We start from the raw sequence: 25,685 nt of genomic DNA, 5'->3' as shown, positions 1-25,685 counted from the left end.
TACTACTGCCTATTCTAACTATTGATAACACGAAAGTTAGTTGGCATATTGGCATAAAGCCATTAAAGTTACATATATTGTAATAAAGATTGACGGAGTATGGGAATGACTGAAAACTGCAGAGAAAAAATTGTCTCAGAGAAATATGTGGATTTTATATGGAAGTCTAGTTGGAGTCCCAATGGCTTGGAAAGTTTTTTCCCGGAAGTATGCTTTCAGATGATAAATGATTTTTATGATATATATTATGTATCCAGAGAATATCTAGAAACAAGATCCAGAACTGATTATGAATATGAAGTATTTCCCAAATTATATGGATTGTTGGAAAATGAAAGTCTGGAAGCTTCACGTATACTGCAAATACAAAACCATCCAGTATTGCAACTAAAAGGAGCAGGTGTGATTTTGGGTTTTTTGGATACTGGAATTGACTATACCAACCCCTGCTTTCGAAACTCGGTAGGAAAGAGCCGGATTCTAGAAATCTGGGATCAGTCTATTCAGACGGGAAGCACACCAGCTGGAATTGACTATGGCAGTATTTATGGACGGGAGATCATTAATCAAGCGTTGGAAAGCGACATTCCTTTTTCTATCGTCCCCAGCAGAGATGAAATAGGACATGGAACACAGCTTGCTGCTATAGCCGCTGGAAGTCTGGATAAAGAAACTGGCTGGGTTGGTGCAGCCCCTCTAGCAGATATTGCAGTTGTGAAGTTAAAGCCTGCGAAAGGATATCTGAAACAATATTTCGGTGTAAAAGCAGATGTGATTGCTTATCAAGAAAATGATATTATGCTGGGGCTCCGGTATCTTCATGAACTGGCTTTGCGTGAAAGAAAACCTCTTGTGGTCTGTATTGGTTTGGGAACTAATATGGGAGGGCATGAAGGGACTTGTCCCCTTGCTTCTTATATCAGTGCCATTGGCTCACGCGTGGGGCGTTGTATTGTAGTGGCAGGAGGCAATGAGGCAAATCAAGGGCATCATTTTTATGGAATGTTGAAAGATGGGCAGGAATATGAAGATGTGGAATTTCGAGTGGCAGATGGGGAATATGGGATTACAATGGAACTTTGGGGAAGCTCACCGGATGTGCTGTCTGTTTCCTTAATCTCCCCGACAGGAGAAATGATACCCCGTCTTTCTGCTAGAAGCGGAAATCAGCGGTTTGATTTTATATTTGAAAAGACAGTCATATACATTGATTTCCAGCCAGTGGAAGCGCAGAGTGGAGATCAACTCATTGTAATCCGCATGTTCTTTCCTATGCCAGGGATTTGGCGTCTGCGGGTATATGGAACTAATGTGCTCCGTAGAATTTTTAATATTTGGCTGCCCGTAACCGGATTTATAGCGGAAGGTACGAAATTTTTAAGTCCAAATCCAGATATTACCTTGACTGGGCCTTCTAATGCAGAGATTCCTATTACAGTGGGGGCTTATCATGTGCAGAATAAAAGCCTTTATATTAGTTCTAGCCGAGGCTTTACTAGGAGAGGAAGAATCAAACCAGATCTGATAGCTGCAGGGGTAGACGTGAAAACGATAGGTCCAGAAAACCGTTCTGTGTCCATGACCGGAACCAGTATAGCTGCTTCAGTGACAGCTGGGTCAGCAGCACTGATCTTGGAGTGGGGTATTGTAAGGGGGAATTGGCCTACCATGAGCAGTTTAGAGATTAAGCAACTTCTTATCCGAGGGGCCAACAGAAGCAATAATGAGTTATATCCCAACCGTTCCTGGGGTTATGGAACCTTAAATCTATACAGTGCTTTTGAAGCCCTGACAAGATTTTAAAATATAACAAAATGCAGTTTGTTAATAGCCTACGAATCTATTTTAGAGGAATAAGGCCCAATGGGACACAGCGGATTATGGGTGTCAGGAATGGATGCTGGTAAAAGAGAGTATTCATTTATATATAACTATCATACAACTCATAGTCTAGTGATGATTTCTAAGTAAGTTATGATGGGAAGACTTGTTCGTATTAGAAATACATATATGATAGAACTCACACTAAATTACCTAAACCTACAATAATCAAGCGATTTTCGCTGACAAAACGTTCCCCAAAATTAATAAATAGCATTAGTTCTTATAAAGACAGACAAGTACGCTCTCCATGTTAATTTGGAAAAAATAGCCGAGAGCGTGCTTTCGTGTGCCCTTTTTACTATGATGTCAGTTTGTAGTATTTATTTGGCAAAGATTTCCACAGTGATTCACTACATAACTTAAATTATATGCTTCTCCCATATGCAATGCAGGCAGGAGGCTAAACTGTATATGAGGATTTCAAATGCAAATCTATCGAAAGAGGGAATCTGCAAAGCAAAGGGCCTTAATGTTTCGTCATAATGGTGTGTCAAAGATGTTTTTTACCATTGTATCTGTAACTACTTTTAATTGGAATGACCAAGAACTCTTTGGCTATAAGGCGTTTATTGTGCGTTCGGATTCTATGAGTGTGATGGATTATGTGGCTTTCAATCTCATTTCTTGTGAAGGACGCGAATATTGTCACATTACAGGTGGCATACCAATCAACAGCAACCAATAACTTTTGAGAAACAATTAGCCGTAAAATTTAATCAATAACTACAGATCAAATGGAAGCTCCAGCCATTATCACCTATGATACAACCAACGATACTGATGATGAAATTCTTGTCACATACGAGGATGTTCAAGGCAAGTATTCATATAGACTCGAGACATCGGAAACTGCTTTCTATCTGCTTGTTACAATACCGAGCTATATCTTCTGTATTTTGCTTCCCTTTTTTTTGTTGATTGCAGTGCAGATAAACTTATTCTGGAAGAAGTCGCAGTCATAATCAATAAAGCAATAAAGATTTACAGTTTTAATATTTTCAATTCTATAAATAGAGCGGGTCGTCTACAACTCAGAGGGCTAACTGATTGTCGCCGAACCGTAGCGTGCTTAAAAACATATAAGGAGTAGTATATTTGACGAAAGGCTCGTTATTTGAGAGAAAATTAAATAAAAGCCTAATAAGTTAGGTCTGTTTTTTTACATGATTTAGCAAAGTGACAGTCCTTTGACTGGCGATTGACCGTTAATTGACTGTTAAGTTTAGTATACTACTCCCACTGCCCGAAAGGAGGAGGCATGGCATAGTACAAAGGAGTAGTATATTTGACGAAAGGCTCGTTATTTGAGAGAAAATCAAATAAAAGCCGAAAGGGTGCAGAGATTCAGAGAAGGATCCCTGCACTTTTTTTATCGACAAATTTCAACAAGTTATTACAGAAGCTCCATCATAGCCACAGAGCCAGATCTCCGCCGCACTTCGATTTGATTTCTAAAAATTTCAAATCGGAGGAACGGAAGAATGGCTTATAACAAAGCAAGAGAAGAAAAGGAATGGAAACGTTGGAAAGAACAAGAAGAAAAAAATCTGCGTAAATACGGCGCGGATGAATCCATGATCCAAGAACTGAGGAGCATGGATTGGGAAGACTTTAATGCGGAACGCAGATACAGGGAACATCAGGCACCTTTTCCAGAATACGAGAATTTCCAAGTTACGGAAATAGGAGAACCTGAGATAGACGGTATTCAGCCTCTGCTGGAAAATATTGAAGATGAACGTCTGCTACATATTCTGTTGGAGTCTGATCGGAAGACGCTGCAGATACTTTTACTAAAAATAATGGGCTTCTCCATCCGGGAGATAGCAGAAAAAATGGAGATGCCGGAAAATACCGTATATACCAGAATGAAACGTCTAAGGAAAAAAATAAAAAATATTAAAAAGAGTGAACAAAATTAGACGATTTCACCGGCTATATAGTGAGAGGGGAAATCCCTCGCCTGCTCTTTGACAATCAAATACCAGCATTACAGGTACGTTCCCGTGAGTAGTAGCGTAACAGAATAAGCGCCAGGACAGACGGAACCGGCACTGCATCTGAGTAAATAGACAGCCAGCAGATTATATGTTCGGCAGTTGATGGGTAGGATTGCAGTGTCTGGTTTCGTTTCGAGCGATTCCTTATATCTGAAATAAAGCCGCGGCTGGCTTTCCGCCATGATCACAAACGGGGGATAATGATACGTTTACCTGCCAAAGAGCAGAAGATGGACCTTGGGTTGTAATCAGCAAGACCCTTGGAATATCTGCGAACGGCATCCGCCAGATGCCTGCCTGTAATGTTCCCCGCCATGTGGGAGCATGGCAGGATGCCGGGGATGCGAGGCCAAATACGGCGCCAACTGTAAACAAACCAAATAGAAATCAATAGAAGTGTGTCGTTGATATCAGATACATGCGGCTGTGGAAATGCTCACAGCCGTATTGATGTGGTATTAACGGCGTACCAGGAAAAGGAACTGCCATGTTATATCAAAACCAATACCAGAAGAAAGCCCACAGGGAGATTGAAATGATTTTCCGCAAACTGCTCCCTGAGAATGGGCTGAATGTAAGAGAAGAACAGATCCGGCTCTGCCATCAGATGCTGGATACACTGTTCTGCGGGAATATATCCCTCTGTGATGCAGGGGTGGGAATCGGCAAGACATATGCTTATCTGACAGCCTGTGTCATGCTGCGGAAATATGCAATGCTGACGGGAAAGTTTTTCCTGTACAACAGCCGGCCAGTTGTCATTTCTACATCAAGCGTTGCACTGCAGAAAGCAATGATGGAGGAATACATTCCCTTTTTATCTAAAATATTGTGGGAAAACGGGATCATCCAATCCCCCTTGCAGGCGATTATCCGCAAAGGGAAAGAACATTTTGTATGTGACCGCCGTCTGGACCAGCGGCTGGAAGCAGTCAGGAATAAAAATAAAAATGAAGAACAAAAGAGCGCCCTCCTGTCACTTTGCCATCAGTATGACCTCGATCAGGTACATGGGCTGAGTGGATTTGACCGGAGACTTGTCTGTGTGCCAAAATTCTGTCCGAAGGACTGTTCTGGAAAAACAGGCTGCAGATACCAGAAATATCTGGAAAAAGCAAAAGACCCAGAAATATTCATCCAAATATGCAACCACAATTACCTGCTTGCCGATGCTTCCCACAGAGACAGAGGATTCAGGCCATTATTGACGGATTACCGGGCCTTGATCATAGACGAAGCCCACCAGCTGCCAGAAGCAGCCAGACAGATGTATGGGAAAACACTCAGCAATGATGATATCCATGAAATCTGTGGCTTTTTAGAGAAAGAACATCAGAATAGGACTGCTGGTCGTCTGAAGGAGATTTTACAGAATGCATTAGAGTCCCTGAAAGTTTGTGTCCCAGAGGAGACAACTGGAAGGACCTCCATAGAACTTTCCGAGGAATGTTCCAGAACAATTCAAACCGGGATCACTCAAATCCGCGAAATTCGTACAAGGCTCCGGAACGCCGTTCCGCCTTGGACATTGAACCGGCTGGAAGAGGCAGAGGAAATCCTGCGCTGCTTTTACAGACAGGACAAGAATTATATCCTATACCTCCAACAGGACAAGGAACATCTTCCGATACTCTGTGCCACCAGCCGGAAGGTGCCAGGACTTTTGAAGGAAACCCTCTGGAAAAAGGGGATTCCCGGAATACTCACCAGCGGCACCTTAAAAGCAGGAACCGGGTTTGAGCGGACGAAGCAGGTGACCGGATTAAGCCAGATGAAAAATGTGCGGGAATATGTAGCACAATCCCCATTCCAATATAAAAAGAACTGCCTGCTGTATTTACCGAAGGCTATAAAGAAATGCAAAAGGGGCAGCCGGGAGGAGGCAGTCATGCTTGCAATGCATATACAGTCATTAATCTGCTCTACTTATGGGCACACGCTGGTGCTGTTCACCTCTTACTCTTTGATGGGAAGTGTATACCAGATGTTAAAAGATGTCCTGCCTTTTCCGATGGTAGAGGTATGGCGTCATACTCAGGATGAGATTGCAAGATTTAAAAGTATGAAGAATGCTGTTCTGTTCGCAGCCGGTTCCTGCTGGGAAGGTGTGGACTTCCCGGGGGATATGGTTTCTTCCCTGATCATTGTGAAGCTGCCATTTGCAGTACCGGATCCGGTCAGTGAGGCAGAAAAAGAAGAGCATGAATCACTGGAAGGATACATACAATCCATTATTGTGCCAGACATGCAGAAAAAACTCCGGCAGGGCTTTGGAAGAGCTATCCGGACCGAGAAGGATACTTGTGTAGTTTCAATTCTGGATCATCGGGCAGTAGCAGGCGGAAGATACCATTCGGATGTATTGTGTGCGCTGCCAGACTGTCAGATGGCAGACGAGATACCGGAAGTGGAGGCTTTTATCCGCAGCCGGAAAGGAACAGAATATTATATGTAATTTCACCCTCACAGGGTTGTTGGTAGTGCTTCATTTTGGAGTAAAATATGAGAGAATGTTTAGTGGTTTTTAAGAGCGGGTTTGGCCCGAATTGGTAGTATTTGTGATAGCTTTATAAGCCAGTGTTGGGTATACTGTGTATGACGTTAGAGGAAAGGAGAGAAGCAGCGATGAAGAAATATCTAGTAGGAATGCAAAAAGATGGGACCGTTAAGTATTACTACATCCGAAATCTTGAGAATTATGAGATTGAGCTGCTTCCCACAAAATATCTGGCGCACAAAACAAAGTCCAGAAGGTCACCGAATACTGTAAGGCGCTCTGCGTTTGCACTATCCTTTTATCTGGAATATTTATCTGGAAAGGAATTAGATGTAACGGATGTTCTCCGCATGAAATTTACAGATCAGACGGAAGTGTTTATAGATTTTTTATACTGGTTAAAACAAGGCAAACATAAAGAAGAAAATGGCACGACCCCAAGAAATGAAACCTGTAACGCATACTTAAAAGATGTGTTCAGGTTCTATCTTTTTATTGAAATGGAATATCAGTCATTTGGAAGCCTGAAAGTTTTATCTTATAATCAATTTATAACGCCGAACGCAGTAGGAGTAAGAAAAGTCATAAAATCGCACTCTTTCCACGGGTACTTAAAAGAGGAAGAACGTGATGTAAAACCAGCAGAACAGGACGAGATTGTAAGAGTGTTACAGGCCTGCACAAACTGCAGAGATCAATTACTGATTTTACTAATAGCAGAGACTGGATTTCGGATTGGTGAAATATTAGGGGTGGATTATATCCGTGATATAGACTATGAGAATCACCTGTTGAAAGTTTATTTTCGAGATGATAATGAAAATGATGCAAGAGCAAAGAATGCAGAATACAGGAAAGCAAAGATTAGTGATGATACATTTGAATTTCTAATCTACTACCTCTCTGAGTATCGTAAAGAGCTGCAATGCCAAAATTATCTGTTTATCAATATTACAGGAGATACAGCCGGAAAGCCTTTGAAGGTTGACAGTGTCTATGATATGTTTACGCGAATGGAAAAGAAAACAAATATTAAGATAACGCCGCATATGCTCCGCCGTTATTTTGCAAATTCAAGGCGGGAAGCCGGGTGGCCTCTGGAATTGATTCAAAAGGCTTTGGGACATAAACATTTGGAAACCACAGTAAAATATCTAAACATTGTCGATGATGAACTGCTTGATGCCAGCCAAAAGTATTATGAACAGCAACAGCCTATGTACGGAATTGAAAAATTACTGTAGATTCGGAAGGAGGTGAAACATGCAAACCTTTCGTATACAACAACCGTATCCCGTGGAAACGGATGGAAATATTCAGGAGAAGCGGGAACATCTTTCAGAACAGTTGGATGAATGTAAGAGAGTAAAATCCCAGTATCGAAAGCATTTAAAATCTTTTTTAGAGGAAATGCGGATATGGGATATTACACAGATGGATTTCCCACTCCGGCAGATATATAAGGAGTACGTGCTGGAATCAAATCCATCCGGAGAATATTATGAATATGTCACTGCCTTTGATAGAATAAAACAACATTCCATCAGAGAACAGACAAAAACACTGGCCGGAAGAATAACCTGCCAATGGAAATATGAAAATAAATGCCTTTTTATTCCATACCACCATGACCCTGATATCGTGGCTGAATTTGAAAGACTGCGGTATAGTGAAAAAGCAGTGTGGGATTTTAGCATCAACTGCAGTGTAAAATTAAAACATCAGATTTTTGCCATATTAAACTGTGTCATAGATGAGTGCAAAGCTCGGATTAACCGGGGATATAAGTTATCAGCTCTAAAAGAATTATACGCATTTTGTGTAGAAAGTAATATTGAAGATATTGAGACACTGGAAAATGAACAAATTGCTACATATAAGGAATACCTTTCAGAGAAGGGGTACTCATTTATATCCATTAAAAATATGATTCCTTTGCTAAGTTTAGGCAGGAAAGCATTATTTTTGCAAGCAGAACCTATTCACTGGTATGCAAACGTCTGGTATTTAGACCGATTCCAGTTTTCAAAAAACAGAGTTGATCCGAGCCAGATTCCTCAGAAGGTATCCTTTTTGAATATTGAGTATAGGAAAAACCGGCAATATGCAAAGGAGTATATGAAATATCAATTAGGAATTGGTGAACTGGCAGTCAGTACCCTGATTGAAAAATATTGTGAAATTCAAAATTTCTTAATGGCATTAGATAAACAAAAAATAGATGCCTGCTATTGCCCGATAGAAATAATAGACGAGTATTTTAATACACTCAGAATTGGAAGAGCCGCGAGTGCCTATAATTCAAATATAAGTGCTGTTTGGGAATTTTATAAATTCTTTGAAGTAAAAGGCGTTATTGATAAAGTGCCCTTTTACAAAGAATATTATAAACAGAAAGAGATTCCAGCACACTATGACAGAAGTGTAGATATAGAAGTGAGTCTGGAGATCATAAAAGAATTAAAAAATTGTCCGGAACATATCCGGGTGATGTATCTGCACATGTGGTGTCTGGGTCTTCGGATTAGCGAAATCTGTACCTTAAAAAGTGATGCTTACTATTTGCAGGGAGATGATGCATGGATACAGGTGTACCAGGTCAAAATGAAGAATTATAAAAGAGTCCCCATACCTCGTGCTCTTTATGATATTATGCAGGTTTATATCACAAAAAACGAAATTAAGTCAGGAGAATATCTGTTTAAGAATAAAAAAGGGGGTGCATTTTCAAAAATAACGCTATGTACTCAAATGAAAAAATATTTTAATCAGATTGGTGGATTTGATTATTCCTTTCAATCCCATGATTACCGACACAGTGTGGCCACAATGTTTTACGATAATGATGTGTCGCTGCAAAGTATTCGTGATTATCTGGGACATACTTATGAAGAAATGACGGAACAGTACATAGATTATATGCCGCAAAAGATAGCAAAGGCGAATGACGAATACTTCAAAACTTCCGGGAACAATCTGGCAGCAATGATGAAGGGAGGAACAGATGAAAAGTAAAATATTTTTGACAGAACTATCATGTTACAAATCAGCACCAGATGAGAAAAAGAACAAGATAAAGCCGGAACAAGGTTATGATTTGGAAAGGCTGCCTACAGAGGGAATGCGTAAAGAATTTACAGATTTTATATATGAACGCGCAAAACAGGTATCCGTTCTTACAATGAACAGTGAGCGGTTTTTATATGGACCGTTGTGCCGCTTCCTGGAAAATCCAAAACATCATGAGGATAGTTTCCTAAATCGTGATATGGAAAGATGGTTGTTACAGCTAAAAGCCTGGATGATGTCAGAAGGTCTTCAGACAGTAAAAACCAAAAAAAATGTATATGGAAAAGAAGGAAGGGAAAATGGTGAAGTATACCGCTATTTCCGGAGAGTATTAAGAACTATACAGCCACCGGATGATAGAACGGAGATAGAAAAGGATATATGGGATTTAAGTAAACTGGGAATTGAATTAAGGCGGTGCCCCGTTAAAAATGTTAATTCATTTAATTTTACTGGGATTAAGACTGATGATATCAGGGAAGAAACTAAAAAAGCAATTTTTTATCAGCTCCATTACTATTCGGTCGGAACGGTGCGTAGCCAGATTAGTGTAATGAAGAAATTTTCCGAATATTTAGCAAAGAATTTTCCAGAAGTACATTCAAGCGGAGAAATAAACCGGGAAATCATAGAAAAATATTTAATACATATTAAGGTGGAAGAACGGAAGGTAGAACATGTATCGTCGATTATTTACGCACTGAAAGATTTGCTTGAAAACATAGGGAAGATATACGGTTATGAGCACCTGAGTAAATTGTTTCTCAGTACAGACATCCCGCCCAAAGTGAAACCGGTATTTAAAGTGTATTCAGAAGCGGAAATCAAACGTTTAAATGCCGGCCTTACAAAACTGGATGTACAGATTACCAGGATGATGGTTATTCACCAATTGCTAGGAACACGAATGTCCGATACGCTTACGTTGGGACGGGACTGCCTATATAAAATAGGGGCACAAGATATGATAAGAATCAATCAGCCCAAAACAAAAACCTATGTCAAACCAGTCAGCCCGGAGCTTGTGTTGCTGATAAAAAAAGCAATAGAATATTCGAAAATGAAGTATGGTGAATCGAAATATATTTTTGTAAATGAAGATAACCCACAGAAACCTTATCAATACATAACGATTCAAAATAAGGTTATGTGGCTGATTACCAAGAATGATTTACGAGATGATCAAGGCGAATTATTTGGTTTTGGTTCTCATATGTTCAGACATTATTATGGAGTGAAGCTGGTGGAACTTCATCTGGATGACTGGACCATATCAAAGCTGCTTGGTCATAAAGGGGTAAAAAGTGTGCAACATTATAGACGAATGAGCAACCAACTCCTGGCTGACGAGACAAGAAAAGTAAGAGAGAAAATGTCAGAGATAATACTGATGAATCTGGATGGTTGGGGTGAAGAATATGAGCAAATACGACAAAATGCTGGAGCAAAATAGAAAGCGGAGTGAAGCAAAAGTTGAAACTGCCCTTCATGCTGTTCAAGACATGGTCATGGAGCAGGAAAAAATCACGGTACCTGAATTGATGAGAAAAACAGGATTCTCCAGAGGGTTTTTCTATAAAAATCCTATCGTAAGAAAAGCAATAGACAATGCGATGGAACAGCAGGTGGGGATGGTAAATCCCAAAAGGAAGATTTTAGATCAGGCTATGGATAGTCGAATCGAATTGCTACAACAGCAGATAGCAAAATTAAAGGCTGAAAATAGTAGCTTAAAAAGTGAAAATTTGAAATTAAACAAAGCATTAGGGAAAAAAGATTTGAATATTATTAAGAACTTATAAATATTGAAAATCAGCAGTAATGGCAGACAGGACATGCAGGAGCATGTCTGTCAGTCTTGCTTTATATAGAGATAAAATTAGTTATTCATTTTGTGAATGATTAGATATATTTTACAAGTATTTGACGAGGTTTGATTATGAAAGTAGAATATAGTATGAATCAAAAGTTTATATTGCAATAACAAAACAGAAATTCTAATGGAAAAAAAGTTTTGTTAAGATTAACAAGGAGTAAAAGTTTTAACTAAACAAAAGGAGAGATTATTATGGATATGGAACAGATAAAAAAAGAATTAGGAGCCGGGGCAGTATTTGAAATCGGAGAAAAGAACGAAGCGTTTGCAAAATATTTTACCGGTCAGAGTTACTTGAAAATGCTGACAACAGAGGGAGTCAGTGTTGGAAATGTGACATTTGAGCCAGGATGCCGGAATTGGTGGCATATACATCATAAGGGTGGTCAAATCTTATTGTGTACCGGAGGAAGAGGATATTATCAGGCGGAAGGTGAAGAACCAATTGAAATGACACCGGGGTCAATTATTTCAATAGACCCCGAAATTTGTCATTATCACGGGGCTGCACCGGATAGCTGGTTTTCACATCTGGCGATTGAAGTTCCAGCGGAAGGAGCTTCAAATGAATGGGTACGACCAGTGACTGATGAAGAGTATGCTAAAGTGAAATAAAAACGGCAAATTTCGTTAAAAACCGTACATAAAACACAGAAGTGTATGGTGTTAAGGCCAGTAAAATCAAGGGCTGGGAGAGATGGGCTACAGTTTAATATTGTAAACCAGGGGGTTGAACTTGGAACTTATGTGTATCTTTTTACGGGAGGGGAACCGCTGGTGCGGAAAAAAGACATTATCCGGTTATGTGAGGAGCATCAGGACTGTGTGTTCTCCACATTTACCAATGGAACCCTGATCGATGAAGCCTTTGCTGACGAGATGCTCCGCGTGCAGAACTTCATGCCGGCTATCAGCATTGAAGGATTTGAAGAGGCGACAGATGGAAGACGCGGTGAGGGAACTTATGAAAAAATTTTAAATGCCATGTCAATCTTAAAAAAGAAAAAGCTTCCCTTTGGAATTTCCTGCTGTTATACAAGCGATAATGCAGAGGTGATCGGCAGTGAAGAATATTTTGATTATATGATCGAACTTGGAGCAAAATTTGCATGGTTCTTTACCTATATGCCGGTTGGAAAAGGAGCGGTACCTGAACTGATGGCTACAGCTAAGCAGCGTGAGATGATGTATCACAAGATCCGTGAGTATCGTCAGACAAAGCCAATATTTACGGTTGATTTCTGGAATGACGGCGAATATGTTGGCGGCTGTATTGCCGGTGGCAGGAGCTACTGTCATATCAACGCGAACGGAGACATTGAACCCTGTGCTTTCATCCATTATTCTGATTCCAATATCCGGGAAAAGACATTATTAGAGGCTTACCGCTCACCCTTATTCATGGGATACCATGACAACCAGCCGTGGAATGACAACATGCTTCGCCCATGCCCGGTACTGGACAATCCGGGCCGATTGACAGAAATTGTAGACAAGAGCGGTGCCATAAGCACAGATTACCAAAATCTGGAGACCGCAAAAGAGTTTTCTGATAAATGTGTGCTTACTGCCGCAAAATGGAAACCGGTGGCAGAAAGATTATGGTCTGAGTCCAATAGATGTATGGCCTGTGGAAAGTGCGGGACAGACAGCAGATAGGTGATCTGATGAAAAGATTAAACCGTATCGCAGCAAAAAATTGTTAAAAATCCCGGCATTATTGTATTGTGTTCCATATAGCAGGTATGCAGTTTTCAATAATCCGGGCAACCACTTCCTCTGACTCATGGCATCCGGTATCTACCCAACGCCTCAAAACCATTGTGAAGCCTGCCTGAAAATAGACAAAATAATAGAGCATTTCTGATTCTGAGGTGATACCTGCGGCAATACATTTGGGTTTTATGATTTGGTTCCACATAGGCTCATATCCCTGTTTTAGTGGAAAGTCCCTGCGCTGCTTTAATGCTGTCCGGTAAAAGCAGGCGTGTTTTTTTATGTGGCGCAGAAAAGGGATGAACGGCCACATGGGGAATACGCTGTCCTTTTCCTGTGGGCTGCCGGTATAGCTTTCCAACAGTTCTTCATTCAGATGTTCTTCCATCTGTTCCATGATCTCATAGACATCGGAATAGTGGGCATAAAAGGTGGAGCGGTTTACATGGGCAGTTTCACATATGGACTTTACGGTAATCTTTTCAAAATCAGTTGTCTCTAAAAGCTCCAGCATTGTGGCTTTCAATTTCTTATCCATATCACGAAATCTTTTGTTATTCTTTGTATTCATCAAAAATCTCCTTTATTCCAACACGAATTGACGTATTGATGATTGAACAGTGTGGAAGCTGGTGATAAAATCATAATACAAAACAGGTATAATAGCAACACGCGTTGGAAAAAAGAACGAAAATGCCTTATTTTTAATATTTCTAAAACAAAACTCAAACAGAATGAAAACGAACAGATGATATTCTCAGATAGCATTGTACTGATATGGAGGAATGGAAAAGATGAAAGCGGCAATTTATTTAGGAAGAAAGCAGGTAGAGGTGAGAGAACTTCCCCTGCCGGAATGCGGGGGAAATGATGTTTTGATCAAGAATATTTATTCCAGTATTTGCGGAACAGATGTGGCGGTCTATCAGCATGGAGCGAATACAGGACACAGGATTGCTGTTGGAGGAGAATTTGGCCACGAGACAGTATCCAGGGTTGCGGCGGTAGGTAAAAATGTGACGGAATTTCAGATAGGGGAAAGAGTTTATCCATATCCCCGCTACGCCAAAAATGACACCAGACGGGCGGGTACCATTGGCGGATTTTCAGAATATATCCTTGTGCCGCAGGCGAAAAAGAATTATTCCCTGTATGATGTACCGGAACATATTTCAGACCGGCTGGCCTGTCTGATTGAACCTTTTACGGTGGGATGCAGGGCGGCCAGGCGGGGACAGCCGAAGCCGGGAGAAAAAGCTATAGTGTTTGGCTGCGGAACCATTGGTCTGGCTGCGGCAGTCGCTCTGAAACATTTTGGTGTGGAGCAGGTAATGGTCTGTGATTTATCAGATTACCGGCTGCATATTGCAGGAGAACTCGGATTTGACAACTGTAATACAGTAAAAGAACCTATGTGGGAAAAAGCAGAAGAATACTTTGGTAAAGCGCCGGCTCTTATGGGGGATACGGCGGATGTAGACATCTTTCTGGATGCCGCAGGCCATGAGAGTATTCTGGAGGATTTTATGGCGCATGGGAAAATAGAGAGCCGCTTTGTGTCTGTGGCAGTGAACAATTCAATGCGCCAGCTTGACCTGCTCCATATGACTTACGCACAGAAAAGCATCATTGGTTCCGGCGGTTATTTTCCCGAAGATGTAAAGGATGTCATGGACATGATGGCAGGCGGGAGATGGAATCTGGAATCTATTATTACCCATGAATTTTCGATTGATGAGATTGACAAGGCAATCCGGACAGCGTCGGATGCTGATCATGCGCTGAACGTGGCAATCCGGTTTTAATCATGCAGGAGGGAGCTGCAGATGGGTTTACATTGGCTGAGTTCAGGTAAAAAAGCGATAAAGGAGATCAGCAGTGCGGTCCGGGAAAATAATAATGCGTCCGACAGCCGTTCCCTGCATATTACCGGGGCTGTAGGCGGTTTCAGCATTCTTCTTGGCATGGGAAAGATTGCGTCAGGGTTGTTTTCCCTGTCGGGGTTTGTCTGTATGAATGGCGGGTATACCCTGGGGATGGCATTAGCGCGGTACTGTGCGCTGGCGGGTTTAGTGAAGAAGGACGGGCGGAGAAGCCAGTATGATTATTACCGTCTGGCAGGTGCAGTTATGGTGGCGGCAAGCCTGCTTTATGTAGCATATTCCCTGTGGACAATCTGGCATCCGAAAACGGTGTATTATGGGAAAATTACTGCGATCACCATTGCTACGATCACTTTTACTGAAATTGGAATGAATCTGCGGGGAGTCATGAAATACAGGAAAGCAAAATCCCCTGTGCTCCATGCGATCAAGACCATCAGTCTTGGAACTTCCCTGATCTCTCTGGTGCTGACCCAATCGGCGATTCTTGCATTTGCAGATGATGTGCAGAATCCATCCGTGAACGGGCTGCTTGGCTCTGTCATGGGGGCTGTGGCTGCTTTGCTGGGCGGATATCTGATCTGGCGGATCGTGAAAATGGAGGCGCAGAAAAATGCCTGTCCGGAAAGAAAGGAAGAGAAAGATGATTTCTATACTTGTGGTAGATGATGACGCAAAATTAACGCAGAGTGTCTGTGCTTATCTGAACAACAGCGGATACCAGGCGAAAGGCATGCTGTCAGTGGATCGTGCCTATGAAGAAATGTACGGCGCGCTGTATGACCTGATCATTTCTGACATCATGATGCCGGGGACGGACGGGTTTGCGTTTGCGGAGAATGTCCGCAGGCTCAACAAACGGATTCCAATTCTATTCATGAGCGCCAGAGACGATATGGCATCAAAGCAGAAAGGCTTTGATATGGGGATTGATGACTATATGGTTAAGCCCATTGACATGAGTGAACTTCTGATGCGGGTCAGGGCGCTTCTTCGGCGTGCTAATATTGAGGAAAGCCGGAGGCTGGCGGTGGGGGAATTAATTCTGGACGCGGACGCCATGACGGTCATGTACGGCGATGAGGAGATTACCGTCACGACACGGGAATTTAATATTATGTTCAAGCTGCTGTCTTATCCAAACCATACCTTTTCCAGAGCGCAGCTTCTGGATGAGTTCTGGGGTGTGGAGAGTGACACCGGGCTCCGTGCGGTGGATGTTTATGTGACAAAGCTGAGGGATAAGTTTTCTGTCTGTAAGAACATACAGATCAAGACAATCCGCGGTCTGGGATATAAGGCGGTGATCTTATGAAACAGGAGGAAAAAACAACAGATCCGAGAATATCCCGGAGATATTTTGTATTCCCCATTTATCTCGCATTGTTTTTTGCAGTGGGTACTTTGATGATGCTGCCCACTGTTTTATATGGGGGTATCCATTTGATCCGGGATGAGTCCGGGCCTTATGTGAAATGGTATTTTATTTACTGTGTTGTAGTTACGGCGGTGATTCTGTCTGCGCTCAATCTGCATAAGTACATGACGGTGGAGCGCCCGATCCGCAGGCTGAGCATTGCTGCGAAGAAGGTCGCGGAGGGAGATTTCTCCGTATACCTCCCGCTCCGCCATGCACCAAATGATATGGATTATATTGATACCCTGTATATGGATTTTAATAAGATGGTGGCGGAGCTTGGTTCCATTGAAACGCTGAAGAATGATTTCGCAGCAAATGTGTCCCATGAAATGAAAACGCCGCTTTCTGCTATTAATAATTATGTGCAGCTATTGCAGGGAACAAAACTGGATACTGTGCAGCGGGAGTATGCAGACGCCATACTGGAAAGTACAAAACGCCTGTCTTCCTTGATTTTTAATGTTCTAAAACTCAATAAACTGGAAAGTCAGAAGATACAGCCGAAGCCCGAAAGGTATGACCTGTGCGGCCAGTTGGCCGAGTGTGCCATTGGGTTTGAGGCGGTCTGGGAAAAGAAAGGGATTGAATTTGAAGCGGATATGGAAGATTGTGCTTATGTGGAGGCGGACAGGGAGCTGATGGGACTGGTGTGGAACAACCTTTTATCCAATGCGTTTAAATTTACGGATGCAGGCGGTACAGTGGGCATACGCCAGTATTCTGACAAGGAATATATTACGGCAGAGGTATCTGATACAGGATGTGGTATGTCAAAACAGACCATGAAGAGGATGTTTGATAAGTTTTATCAGGGGGATACATCCCATGCAACGGAAGGAAATGGATTGGGGCTGTCGTTAATTCTCCGTATATTGCAGATGAGCGGAGGGACGATCACGGTGAAAAGCACAGAAGGGAAAGGAACTGTTTTCCGTGTGAGGTTCCCGGTTTCCCTTATGACGGAAAAGGAACAGGAAGGTAAAGAACAGGAGGAGTGAACGCATGGCAGAAGTCAGTAAAGTCGGATCCGAATATGTGGGTTACGAGTATAAAAGAAAGGAAATATTGAAGGAACATGCTTCTTTATATCTGGACAGTTATCCCTGTTTCGGATGGGAAGAGGATCCAAATGCAGAGATCGCACAGGAGCGGACCCAGCCGGGAGGGTATGTGACCTTAAATTTCCGGCGGGACAGGAAGATATGCAATAAGGTGGAACTGACCAGGCTGCAGAGAAATTTTGACGGCTGTATTCTGGAAATTGACAGGCTGGAAAAGTCGAAAGCCACCCTTGCAACAATTGCAGCAATGGTGATTGGCGTTGCGGGCACTGCCTGTATGGCAGGCTCCGTATTTGCAGTGACTGCAGAGCCACCGCTTATTACGCTGTGTATCATTCTTGCCATTCCGGGATTTGCCGGCTGGATTGCACCCTGGTTTGTGTACCGGGTGCTTGTCAGAAAAAGGGCGGCCAAGATACAGCCTTTGATCGAAGATGAAATGGAAGAACTCTATGAGGTGTGCAGGAAAGGGAAAGATCTGTTGATATAGGGAGTGTAATTGAAAGTAAGAAAAAGAATCGTCAAAGCCGGCGGTTCTTTTTTATCTTATAGGAAAGTGCGCCTATAAGATAAAAAGCCCTCCCGGCGGGATGCACAATGCGGCGTACAAGGTAGATGTCGCGAGGCGACCGCCGCAGGCGCGAGTTTCGCAAGCGAAACTCGTTTTTATTCCTTTGTTTTTAATATTACAGAAACAAGATTCAATTAAAAGTCAAATATTTCTGCTGTATTCTGTTTTCATCAGATCAATACAGTGACAGGAAATCTGGTACAGAAAACAGATAAAGTCTGCAATAATATCATGATACTGCAGACAGAATGGGAAAGGAGGAAATGGAATGTTAAAGGTTGTAGTAGCAGCAATTGTTGTAATAGCGGCAGGTGTCGTGGCAGTGTTTGTAAAGAAAAAGAAATAGATGGGGTACAGGCGGTCTGGTAATGGGTATTGAAGACATATAAAAAGGAGGATTTTATCATGAAGAAAGCAGTATTAGGTATTGGCGCGGGAGTTGGTGTTATCTTAGGAGTAATTGTAATTATATCCTTAGTACAGTTAATAGCCAAATAATAAAACCTAAATAAAAACGGAGGAGATATTATGAAAAAGAGTAATTTTGTTGCCTTGATCCTGGGAACAATCGGCGGTGTGTTTTTTGCACTGGGTATGTGCATGGTATTGATAGAGGAATGGGGCATGCTAAACAAGGGGATTATCGTTGGTGTCGTCGGTCTCCTTATCCTGCTGCTCACATTGCTTGTGTGGAGAAAAATGGAAGGGAAAGAACCCATTAAGCTGAATGCGAAAACAGTAGGTTCTGTAGCGGTTGGTGTTATAGGTGCTCTGCTGCTGGGTATAGGCATGTGCCTGACGATGGTATTTAATAAAATGATCCTTGGCATCGTAATCGGGCTGATAGGCATTGTTGCCCTGCTGATGCTGATTCCACTTATGAAAGGGATTCGAGACTAAGGTATTGAACCTCACTGCCGCTGCATTTCGAGTAGATATGTGGCGGCGGTTTTTATCATATAAGAAGCTTTGTTCTGGATGTGACGTAAATAAAACAAAAATGGAGGAAAAATATTAAAGATGGGTAAACTATTAATATGTGTAGTGATTGGCTATCTGTTGGGATGTATAAACCCCGCATACCTAATTTCTAAGATGAAGGACAAGGATATTACAAATCAGGGAACGGGGAATCTGGGAACCACGAATGCTTTTATAAATTTTGGAAAAGTATATGGGGTGCTGGTGCTGATCTGCGACATGGGAAAGGCAGTTCTTGCGGTTGTAGTCAGCAGATATTTATACCCGGATTTCCTTTTGGGAGGCATTGTGGCCGGGAGTATGGCGGTTATCGGACATATTCTTCCATTTTACAACGGTTTTAGGGGCGGAAAGGGAGTGGCCAGCTTCAGCGGGCTGGTGTTGATATCAGACTGGAAACTTTTTCTGCTTCTATTGGCTGTGGGATGTATCGCAGCACTCATCTTTAATTACGGATGCAGCATTTCCTTTACTGCAGCAATTTTATTCCCAGTTCTTTATGGAGTTAAGACAGGGAATATACTGGTCTTTCTTGTGCTGGTTTTATGCAGCATCCTTCTCATGTATAAACATTTGGAGAATCTGCGGAAAATTAAAGAGGGGGCGGAACCACCTATACGGGAATTTTTGTATACGCATATAATGGGAGGAAGTTGACATGGAACAGGAAAATAAAAAAGTGGTTACGGTATTCCTGACTAGATATCACAGCACTTTTTCTGATTTTATATATTATGCCACTGGCAGGGGATATACACATGCTTCGATTGCAATAGACGATGAAAATGAATATTATTACAGCTTTAATATCAAAGGTTTTCGGAAAGAATACCCAAAGAGACACAAGCGGCGTGACAAAAAAAGTATTATTTACCGGCTGAGCGTGTCAGCGGACAGCTATGAAAAAATTGTAAAACGGATTCAGGAAATAGATCAGAACAAAGAAAAATTTCATTATTCAAGGCTGGGTGTGCTCTTATGCCTGCTGCATATTCCTGCCCGGTTTAAAAATCGTTATTTTTGCTCTCAGTTTGTAACGGAGCTATTGCAGCTCACAGGAGAAATTGAATTGGATAAAAGTGCATCCCTATATCTCCCAAATGAACTGCCGGCATTGCTGGAAAGACAACAATGCTTATGTGGTATTGTATGGGATTCAGTATAGAAATAGAAAAGGAAAAAAGATGGGAAATATTATTACATATCTAAAGTGGCGGGGGGATTTGAATTTTTCGGAGAAACCGTTTTGTTTGGTGGATAATTTAGTGCTTTCCGCTTTTGTATATCAGAATCTTAGCGGAATTGTAACTGATGATAAAGAGCCGGTTACGGTTGCAGATGCCTATGTCAGATATCAGGAAAAAAATCCTGATAAAAAGGAGAAAACCACTCTGTTCTCTCTCATGGCCGGGTCAAGAAGGTTTGGACAGGCGAATTTGTCTTATTATAGAGAGGTTTATGACGAAGAAACAGCGAGCCAGTTTACGGCAGTACATATTACACTGGATGATGAAAGCAGATATATCGCTTTCAGGGGAACAGATAATACAATCATTGGCTGGCAGGAGGATTTTGGGATTGGCTCCATGGTGGTTCCGGCACAATTGATGGCGAAAGATTATCTGGAACGCACGATGGAGGAAGGAAAGCATTATCGTATAGGCGGTCATTCAAAGGGCGGAAACCTTGCAATTTTTTCTGCTGCACAATGTGAAGAAAAATTACAGGATCAAATCATAGCAGTGTATAACAATGATGGCCCGGGGTTAAGTGCAGATATCATTCCTAAAGAAAGATTGGCGGCCATTAGGAAAAAGGTGTGCTGGATCGTACCAGAGTTCAGTATTATTGGCACATTGTTCCCGTGCGGTATGCCGGATAGGATACTCGGAAGCGATACGGATGGGCTCATGCAGCATGATATCTATACGTGGCAGATAGAAGGGGATACAGTTTGTGAAAAAGAGACATTAACAGAAAACTGCAGGTTCTATGTGCAGATTTTTGACACCTGGATCACTTCTGCAACGCTGGAACAGAGAAAGACATTTACAAAGGATTTCTTCGATGCCTTAAAAGCAGGAGGTGCTGCAACCATGGATGAAGTATGGGGTGGTGGTCTGGATGGATTTGGCACCATCTTATTATCTATTATACATTCAGAGCGTAAGACAAAGATTGTAATTGCAAAATTTATCCATTCTTTTGTATCCAATTGCAAAAATATAGACTTTAAAGAGGCAGTAAGAAGCAGGGAAATCCTGCAGGCTGGTCTATTATTTGCAGCAGGACTTATTTTTATAATATTCCCAGAGGCTGCACTGAGACTGGTAGGAAGATTTCTGGGAATGGCAGTTATCATTTTCTCAGGACGAAAGGTGCTGCAATGTGCAGTCAATGATGGAATAGATAAAAAACAAAAGGAACATCGGATACTAAGCTGGCTGGCCGCAATCTGTGTGATGGAGTTTCTGGTGGTAAATAAGAGTGCGATACTCTTATCCACACACTTTCTGCTTGGGATTTTACTGATTCTCTTTTCCTTCCGAAATTTTTATCAGGCGATAACCGTGTATCGGAACCTGCCGGTGCGGTTTGGGATGTTCCTTGTATCAGCCGCGGCAATTCTGATGGGGATTGTTTCCCTGTCGCAGATTCAGACAGAGAGTGCTGTCGTATTTACAATAGGTTCGTTTCTTGTTATTTACAGTGGGGCCTTGATATTTAAAGAACTTTATAAAAATGGAAAACAAAAAATGAAATAGCAGCACAGTTAATTTAATGACAATCTATGTATAATCGATGAACCAATAATTTTATTATAACCATAGAAATAGTAAAAATTGTGCTAGTTTGAGCGAAATGAGTTCTAAAAAATAACTCAAATTAAAGTTATAATTAATTTAAAAAGAACGAGGAGGAAAAGTTATATGAAAAAGGTGCATGGGGATTTTCTCATAGGGGCAGCCACAGCTGCACATCAGATTGAAGGAAATAATACCAACAGCGATTTTTGGGCAATGGAACAGATGGAACACTCAGCTTTTAAGGAACCTTCTCTTGGTGCGGTGGACCATTACAATAGATACAGGCAGGATATTGATTTGATGGCAGAAGCAGGACTGAATGCTTATCGCTTTTCAATTGAATGGGCACGGATTGAACCGGAACAAGGACATTTTGACGAAAAAGAATTGGAACATTACCATGATGTGATTAGGTATTGCAGGAGTAAAGGTATAGAACCCATTGTAACAATGCATCATTTTTCTTCCCCGAAGTGGGTCATAAGACAGGGAGGATGGGAAAATGAAGGTATTATCGAAGCATTTAAAAAATACTGCGTTTATGTAATAAAAGCGGTTGGCAGTGAATTGACTTATGTATGTACAATTAATGAGGCGAATATGGGGCTGCAGATGGCAGATCTTGTGCGTACTTATATGAAAAATATGAAACAGGATATCCAGGTAGGGGTGAATCCGGAGTTTTATGCCAATATGAAAAAAACCGAAGAAGAAAATATCAGGGTATTTGGTACAGCAAAACCGGAAGATTTTCTATCTGCACGCACTGAGCAGGGAGACCAACTGATCATGAGGACACATGAGGCGGCAAAACATGCCATGAAGGCTATCTGTCCACATCTGAAGGTAGGAATTACACTTTCACTCCATGATTTTCAGCCAGATGACGACGAGGCCTCACGAAAGATTGCACAGAAAGAATGGGAGAAAGAATTTATCCGATATCTGCCTTATATAACAAATGATGACTTTTTCGGACTGCAGAATTATACAAGAAAGCTGATTGGTAAGGAAGGTGTAAAAGGAGTGCCGGAAGGCGCTGAAATTACGCAGATGAATTACGAATATTATCCGGAGGCTCTGGAACACGTTATCCGCAAAGTGGCTGAGTCACTGGAAATCCCCATTATGGTGACAGAGAACGGGATTGCGTCTACAGATGATGGCAGGAGGATTTCGTTTATAAAAACAGCTCTGGACGGTGTGGCTCATTGCATTGAGGATGGAATTCACGTAATTGGATATATGCATTGGTCCCTTCTCGACAATTTTGAATGGCAGATGGGATTTACAAAGACATTCGGACTGATAGCGATAGACCAGAACACAAAAAAAAGAATTCCGAAAGACAGCCTCCGGTTCCTAGGAAACTATGATTGGAGAATTGATTAAAGAAAAAATGATGTTTGGCACAGTGAAACAGGGAACTGAACAAAATTAGAAAAAGAATGATCAGGAGGTCATTATGTATCATTATTTATTAGATAAGGATTGGGAATATGCAGAAAGCGGGCTTAAAAACCCTTTGCTAATTCACATGTTGAATAACTGGAAAAGGGTTCGCATCCCGCATGATTACTCTATGGAGAAGGAACGGGATAAGAATGCGCCGGGAGGAGAAGATGAAGGCTATACGAGAGGGGCGGGACTGTACTACAAAAAGAAGTTTATGCTTGGAAGAGGGTCTGTTGAAAAACGCATTTGGCTGGAATTTGAGGGCGTATCAGGGATAACGGAGGTTTGGGTGAATGGCCAGTTTGTAACCAAACATGTAAATCCGTATAGCAGTTTTTATATGGATATTTCTGATAAAGTGAAGGAAGGAGAAAATGAGATTTTACTCCATACAGACAGCCGGATGAAACCTTGTTCCAGATGGTATACAGGAGCGGGAATTTACCGGCCAGTATGGCTGCATGTGGCGGAGAAAACTGCTGTAAGATTACATGGTTTAAAGATTACGACAGCCGAGTTAAATGGATCTAGCGCAAGGATCCGTGTGCAGGCAGAGGTAACAGGAGAGGAACAAGCCGGACAGACGGAAATAAGCTGCCGTATTGAAAACAGCCAAAACATGTGTATTGGAGAAGCGTTGAGTTCTGTCGCTCTGTCAGAGGGGAGCGGATCAGTTGAACTGGATATTCCTGTGACTCATATTTCTCCGTGGTGTCCACAGAATCCTATACTTTACACAGCGATTGTAACAGTAACCGGAGAAAAATCAGGAGAAGACTCATATGAGGAAAGCTTTGGAATACGGACGATAGAAGTAAACAGCACAGATGGATTCCTTCTGAATGGGCAGCCTATGAAACTGAAAGGTGGGTGCATCCATCAGGATTTGGGGATTTTAGGTGTAGCAGAACATGAGACAGCCCAATACCGTAGAATCAGAATTTTAAAAGAGAGTGGCTTTAATGCTTTGCGGCTTTCCCATAACCCCTTTGGACCGGGATTCTTTAAAGTCTGCGATGAACTGGGTATGTTAGTGATTGAGGAAGCGTTTGATGAATGGGTACTGGGAAGGACCAGTTTTGGTTTCCATATTTTTTTCGAGGAGCACTGGGAACAGGATATAGAAGACATGATTCTAAGAGATTATAACCATCCATCTATTATAATGTGGTCAACAGGAAATGAAGTAGAAGAACGGGATGGAAGCGCAGATGGATTTGCATGGAGCAAAAGGCTTGCTGATAAGGTAAGGGAGTTAGATCGAACCCGTCCGGTATCGGCAACGGCTTGTTCCCTGTTTTTAGAATACGCACAGCGACCCACAGGAGGGGAAGCAACCACAGGAAATCAGGCGTTGAATATGGCATATGATAATTTTGCATCTGGTGTAGATTTGTGGGGAGATACCACAGAAGAATACTTTGCCCCGCTTGATGTGGCTGGATATAATTATAAATCAGTCCGCTATGAGCATGACAGTAAGAAATTTCCGAAACGAGTAATTTATGGTTCCGAAAGCTATCCGAGGGCTGCATTTTCGACATGGCAGTCTACAGTGGAAAATAAAAATGTAATAGGTGATTTTGTTTGGACAGCCTGGGACTATCTTGGAGAAAATGGTGTCGGACGATGGGAAGTAAGTGATGCTGAGCGTCCCGGCAGTCCGCAGTGGCCTTGGATTGCTGCAGGATGTGCTGATATAGACTTAATCGGAAATAAGCGTCCCCAGTCCTATTATCGGGATGCTGTGTGGGCAAATAACCATGCGCCTCATCTGTTTACGCTTTCGCCGGAGCTGACTGGGAAACATATTGCCCGGTTAAGCTGGACATGGCTCCCTGTTGCGGCGAATTACACATACCCGGGTGCCGCCGGGCAGGAGATGGAAGCACATATATATGCAAATGCAGATGAGGTAGAGTTGTTCTTAAACGGCACGACACTGGGACGGAAAAAATGTGGTTTTGAAGAGGAATATAAAGCAGTCTTTCGGTTTCCGTATGAACCAGGCAGTTTGGAAGTAACTGCATATAAAGATGGAATAGAGACCGGACGGGATATGCTGAAGACAGCCTCTTCCACGAAAAAGTTAAAGATAACTGCGGAGCCCGGAAAAGTTAGGGCAAACGGCAGAGATCTATGTTTTATCAGGATTGAAGCTTTAGATGAGAAGGGAACATTGGTTTTCGGAGAAGAGAGAAAGGTAAGCGTAGAAGTACAGGGAGCAGAACTTCTGGCGTTAGGAACAGCAGACCCCAAACCAGATCGGCTGATACCCTATAAAGGGAACATAGTACCCCTCTATGAAGGACAGGCATTAGCTGTTGTCCGGAGTGTTGAAGATACGAAAGGGTGCGTTGTCAGAGTCAGACTGGAAGATGGCTGTGAAGCAGACATTAATGTGGAGTTCCAATAAGCAGGTAAAAAATTTTAGAGGAAGGAGCGTAACTCTTATGCTCCTTCCT

20 protein-coding genes and 1 pseudogene are annotated in these 25,685 nt (G+C 42.0%); 20 read left to right on the top strand and 1 reads right to left on the bottom strand.

What is annotated here, in order from left to right:
- Positions 1-99: 99 nt before the first annotated feature.
- The 9 genes and pseudogenes from A8806_RS23000 to A8806_RS22950 form a co-directional block, all read left to right on the top strand.
- Complete coding sequence (locus A8806_RS23000) at positions 100-1,803, top strand: S8 family peptidase (protein WP_109733512.1); 1,704 nt, start codon at positions 100-102, stop codon at positions 1,801-1,803.
- 1,562 nt (positions 1,804-3,365) lie between these two features.
- A complete protein-coding gene (locus A8806_RS22985; RefSeq protein ID WP_109733509.1) occupies positions 3,366-3,806 on the top strand; it encodes an RNA polymerase sigma factor in 441 nt (146 codons plus the stop codon).
- A gap of 565 nt (positions 3,807-4,371) precedes the next feature.
- A complete protein-coding gene (locus tag A8806_RS22980) occupies positions 4,372-6,339 on the top strand; it encodes an ATP-dependent DNA helicase (protein WP_109733508.1) in 1,968 nt (655 codons plus the stop codon).
- Positions 6,340-6,509: 170 nt separating this feature from the next.
- Complete coding sequence (locus tag A8806_RS22975; protein ID WP_109733507.1) at positions 6,510-7,625, top strand: tyrosine-type recombinase/integrase; 1,116 nt, start codon at positions 6,510-6,512, stop codon at positions 7,623-7,625.
- Between the two features lie 19 nt (positions 7,626-7,644).
- On the top strand, positions 7,645-9,396 hold the full coding sequence (locus A8806_RS22970; protein ID WP_109733506.1) for a tyrosine-type recombinase/integrase: 1,752 nt from the start codon (positions 7,645-7,647) through the stop codon (positions 9,394-9,396).
- Positions 9,386-10,903: a tyrosine-type recombinase/integrase gene (locus tag A8806_RS22965; RefSeq protein ID WP_109733505.1), complete on the top strand. Its 1,518-nt coding sequence runs from the start codon at positions 9,386-9,388 to the stop codon at positions 10,901-10,903. The genes A8806_RS22970 and A8806_RS22965 overlap by 11 nt, the downstream gene beginning before the upstream one ends.
- Positions 10,869-11,252, top strand: coding sequence for a DUF6262 family protein (locus A8806_RS22960; RefSeq protein WP_109733504.1), 384 nt, complete (start codon positions 10,869-10,871; stop codon positions 11,250-11,252). The genes A8806_RS22965 and A8806_RS22960 overlap by 35 nt, the downstream gene beginning before the upstream one ends.
- Positions 11,253-11,518: 266 nt before the next feature.
- Positions 11,519-11,941 carry a cupin domain-containing protein gene (locus A8806_RS22955; RefSeq protein ID WP_109733503.1) on the top strand — a complete coding sequence of 141 codons (423 nt, stop codon included), beginning with the start codon at positions 11,519-11,521 and terminating at the stop codon, positions 11,939-11,941.
- 96 nt (positions 11,942-12,037) lie between these two features.
- A pseudogene (locus tag A8806_RS22950) lies at positions 12,038-12,985 on the top strand (radical SAM protein); the annotation flags it as partial.
- 58 nt (positions 12,986-13,043) lie between these two features.
- Here A8806_RS22950 and A8806_RS26335 read toward each other — a convergent pair.
- The gene (locus tag A8806_RS26335) at positions 13,044-13,613 is read right to left on the bottom strand and encodes a TetR/AcrR family transcriptional regulator (protein WP_181368842.1); all 570 of its coding nucleotides are present in this window, start codon (positions 13,611-13,613) and stop codon (positions 13,044-13,046) included.
- A 214-nt stretch (positions 13,614-13,827) separates the two neighbouring features.
- Here A8806_RS26335 and A8806_RS22940 point away from each other — a divergent pair, with 214 nt between their 5' ends.
- The 11 genes from A8806_RS22940 (at position 13,828) to A8806_RS22890 (ending at position 25,636) form a co-directional block, all read left to right on the top strand.
- Positions 13,828-14,847, top strand: a complete 1,020-nt coding sequence (locus tag A8806_RS22940) for a zinc-dependent alcohol dehydrogenase (protein ID WP_242996239.1) — start codon at positions 13,828-13,830, stop codon at positions 14,845-14,847.
- A gap of 21 nt (positions 14,848-14,868) precedes the next feature.
- Positions 14,869-15,594 carry a hypothetical protein gene (locus A8806_RS22935; RefSeq protein WP_109733501.1) on the top strand — a complete coding sequence of 242 codons (726 nt, stop codon included), beginning with the start codon at positions 14,869-14,871 and terminating at the stop codon, positions 15,592-15,594.
- The gene (locus tag A8806_RS22930; RefSeq protein ID WP_109733500.1) at positions 15,569-16,240 is read left to right on the top strand and encodes a response regulator transcription factor; all 672 of its coding nucleotides are present in this window, start codon (positions 15,569-15,571) and stop codon (positions 16,238-16,240) included. Before A8806_RS22935 ends, A8806_RS22930 begins: the two co-directional genes overlap by 26 nt.
- Positions 16,237-17,343, top strand: coding sequence for a sensor histidine kinase (locus A8806_RS22925; protein WP_109733499.1), 1,107 nt, complete (start codon positions 16,237-16,239; stop codon positions 17,341-17,343). Before A8806_RS22930 ends, A8806_RS22925 begins: the two co-directional genes overlap by 4 nt.
- A 4-nt stretch (positions 17,344-17,347) precedes the next feature.
- On the top strand, positions 17,348-17,896 hold the full coding sequence (locus A8806_RS22920; protein ID WP_109733498.1) for a hypothetical protein: 549 nt from the start codon (positions 17,348-17,350) through the stop codon (positions 17,894-17,896).
- Positions 17,897-18,505: 609 nt separating this feature from the next.
- Positions 18,506-18,877 (top strand): hypothetical protein, encoded by a 372-nt coding sequence (locus A8806_RS22915; RefSeq protein WP_109733497.1) that lies wholly within the window; start codon positions 18,506-18,508, stop codon positions 18,875-18,877.
- Between the two features lie 120 nt (positions 18,878-18,997).
- Positions 18,998-19,615 carry a glycerol-3-phosphate acyltransferase gene (locus tag A8806_RS22910; protein WP_109733496.1) on the top strand — a complete coding sequence of 206 codons (618 nt, stop codon included), beginning with the start codon at positions 18,998-19,000 and terminating at the stop codon, positions 19,613-19,615.
- Between the two features lies 1 nt (position 19,616).
- Positions 19,617-20,123, top strand: coding sequence for a hypothetical protein (locus A8806_RS22905; RefSeq protein ID WP_109733495.1), 507 nt, complete (start codon positions 19,617-19,619; stop codon positions 20,121-20,123).
- Between the two features lie 88 nt (positions 20,124-20,211).
- Positions 20,212-21,723: an Mbeg1-like protein gene (locus A8806_RS22900; protein ID WP_242996242.1), complete on the top strand. Its 1,512-nt coding sequence runs from the start codon at positions 20,212-20,214 to the stop codon at positions 21,721-21,723.
- 165 nt (positions 21,724-21,888) lie between these two features.
- Entirely contained in the window at positions 21,889-23,157 is a 1,269-nt protein-coding gene (locus A8806_RS22895; protein ID WP_109733493.1) for a glycoside hydrolase family 1 protein, read from the top strand.
- A gap of 73 nt (positions 23,158-23,230) precedes the next feature.
- Positions 23,231-25,636, top strand: coding sequence for a glycoside hydrolase family 2 TIM barrel-domain containing protein (locus A8806_RS22890; protein WP_109733492.1), 2,406 nt, complete (start codon positions 23,231-23,233; stop codon positions 25,634-25,636).
- Positions 25,637-25,685 lie beyond the last annotated feature (49 nt).

The organism is Faecalicatena orotica (assembly GCF_003149245.1).
In the GTDB taxonomy this organism is placed as follows: Bacteria; Bacillota; Clostridia; order Lachnospirales; family Lachnospiraceae; genus Faecalicatena_A; species Faecalicatena_A orotica.
Note: the sequence above shows the minus strand (reverse complement) of the source record. Positions and strands in the feature narration are given on the sequence as shown.

Excerpts from the sequence above, each read along its gene's own strand:
- A8806_RS22910 (WP_109733496.1), top strand. The coding sequence starts at position 18,998 with ATGGGTAAACTATTAATATGTGTAGTGATTGGCTATCTGTTGGGATGT.
- A8806_RS22930 (WP_109733500.1), top strand. The coding sequence starts at position 15,569 with ATGATTTCTATACTTGTGGTAGATGATGACGCAAAATTAACGCAGAGT.
- A8806_RS22985 (WP_109733509.1), top strand. The coding sequence starts at position 3,366 with ATGGCTTATAACAAAGCAAGAGAAGAAAAGGAATGGAAACGTTGGAAA.
- A8806_RS22890 (WP_109733492.1), top strand. The coding sequence starts at position 23,231 with ATGTATCATTATTTATTAGATAAGGATTGGGAATATGCAGAAAGCGGG.
- A8806_RS22970 (WP_109733506.1), top strand. The coding sequence starts at position 7,645 with ATGCAAACCTTTCGTATACAACAACCGTATCCCGTGGAAACGGATGGA.
- A8806_RS22940 (WP_242996239.1), top strand. The coding sequence starts at position 13,828 with ATGGAAAAGATGAAAGCGGCAATTTATTTAGGAAGAAAGCAGGTAGAG.
- A8806_RS22905 (WP_109733495.1), top strand. The coding sequence starts at position 19,617 with ATGGAACAGGAAAATAAAAAAGTGGTTACGGTATTCCTGACTAGATAT.
- A8806_RS23000 (WP_109733512.1), top strand. The coding sequence starts at position 100 with ATGGGAATGACTGAAAACTGCAGAGAAAAAATTGTCTCAGAGAAATAT.
- A8806_RS22980 (WP_109733508.1), top strand. The coding sequence starts at position 4,372 with ATGTTATATCAAAACCAATACCAGAAGAAAGCCCACAGGGAGATTGAA.
- A8806_RS22955 (WP_109733503.1), top strand. The coding sequence starts at position 11,519 with ATGGATATGGAACAGATAAAAAAAGAATTAGGAGCCGGGGCAGTATTT.
- A8806_RS22975 (WP_109733507.1), top strand. The coding sequence starts at position 6,510 with ATGAAGAAATATCTAGTAGGAATGCAAAAAGATGGGACCGTTAAGTAT.
- A8806_RS22925 (WP_109733499.1), top strand. The coding sequence starts at position 16,237 with ATGAAACAGGAGGAAAAAACAACAGATCCGAGAATATCCCGGAGATAT.
- A8806_RS22895 (WP_109733493.1), top strand. The coding sequence starts at position 21,889 with ATGAAAAAGGTGCATGGGGATTTTCTCATAGGGGCAGCCACAGCTGCA.
- A8806_RS22935 (WP_109733501.1), top strand. The coding sequence starts at position 14,869 with ATGGGTTTACATTGGCTGAGTTCAGGTAAAAAAGCGATAAAGGAGATC.
- A8806_RS22920 (WP_109733498.1), top strand. The coding sequence starts at position 17,348 with ATGGCAGAAGTCAGTAAAGTCGGATCCGAATATGTGGGTTACGAGTAT.
- A8806_RS26335 (WP_181368842.1), bottom strand. The coding sequence starts at position 13,613 with ATGAATACAAAGAATAACAAAAGATTTCGTGATATGGATAAGAAATTG.
- A8806_RS22960 (WP_109733504.1), top strand. The coding sequence starts at position 10,869 with ATGAGCAAATACGACAAAATGCTGGAGCAAAATAGAAAGCGGAGTGAA.
- A8806_RS22915 (WP_109733497.1), top strand. The coding sequence starts at position 18,506 with ATGAAAAAGAGTAATTTTGTTGCCTTGATCCTGGGAACAATCGGCGGT.
- A8806_RS22965 (WP_109733505.1), top strand. The coding sequence starts at position 9,386 with ATGAAAAGTAAAATATTTTTGACAGAACTATCATGTTACAAATCAGCA.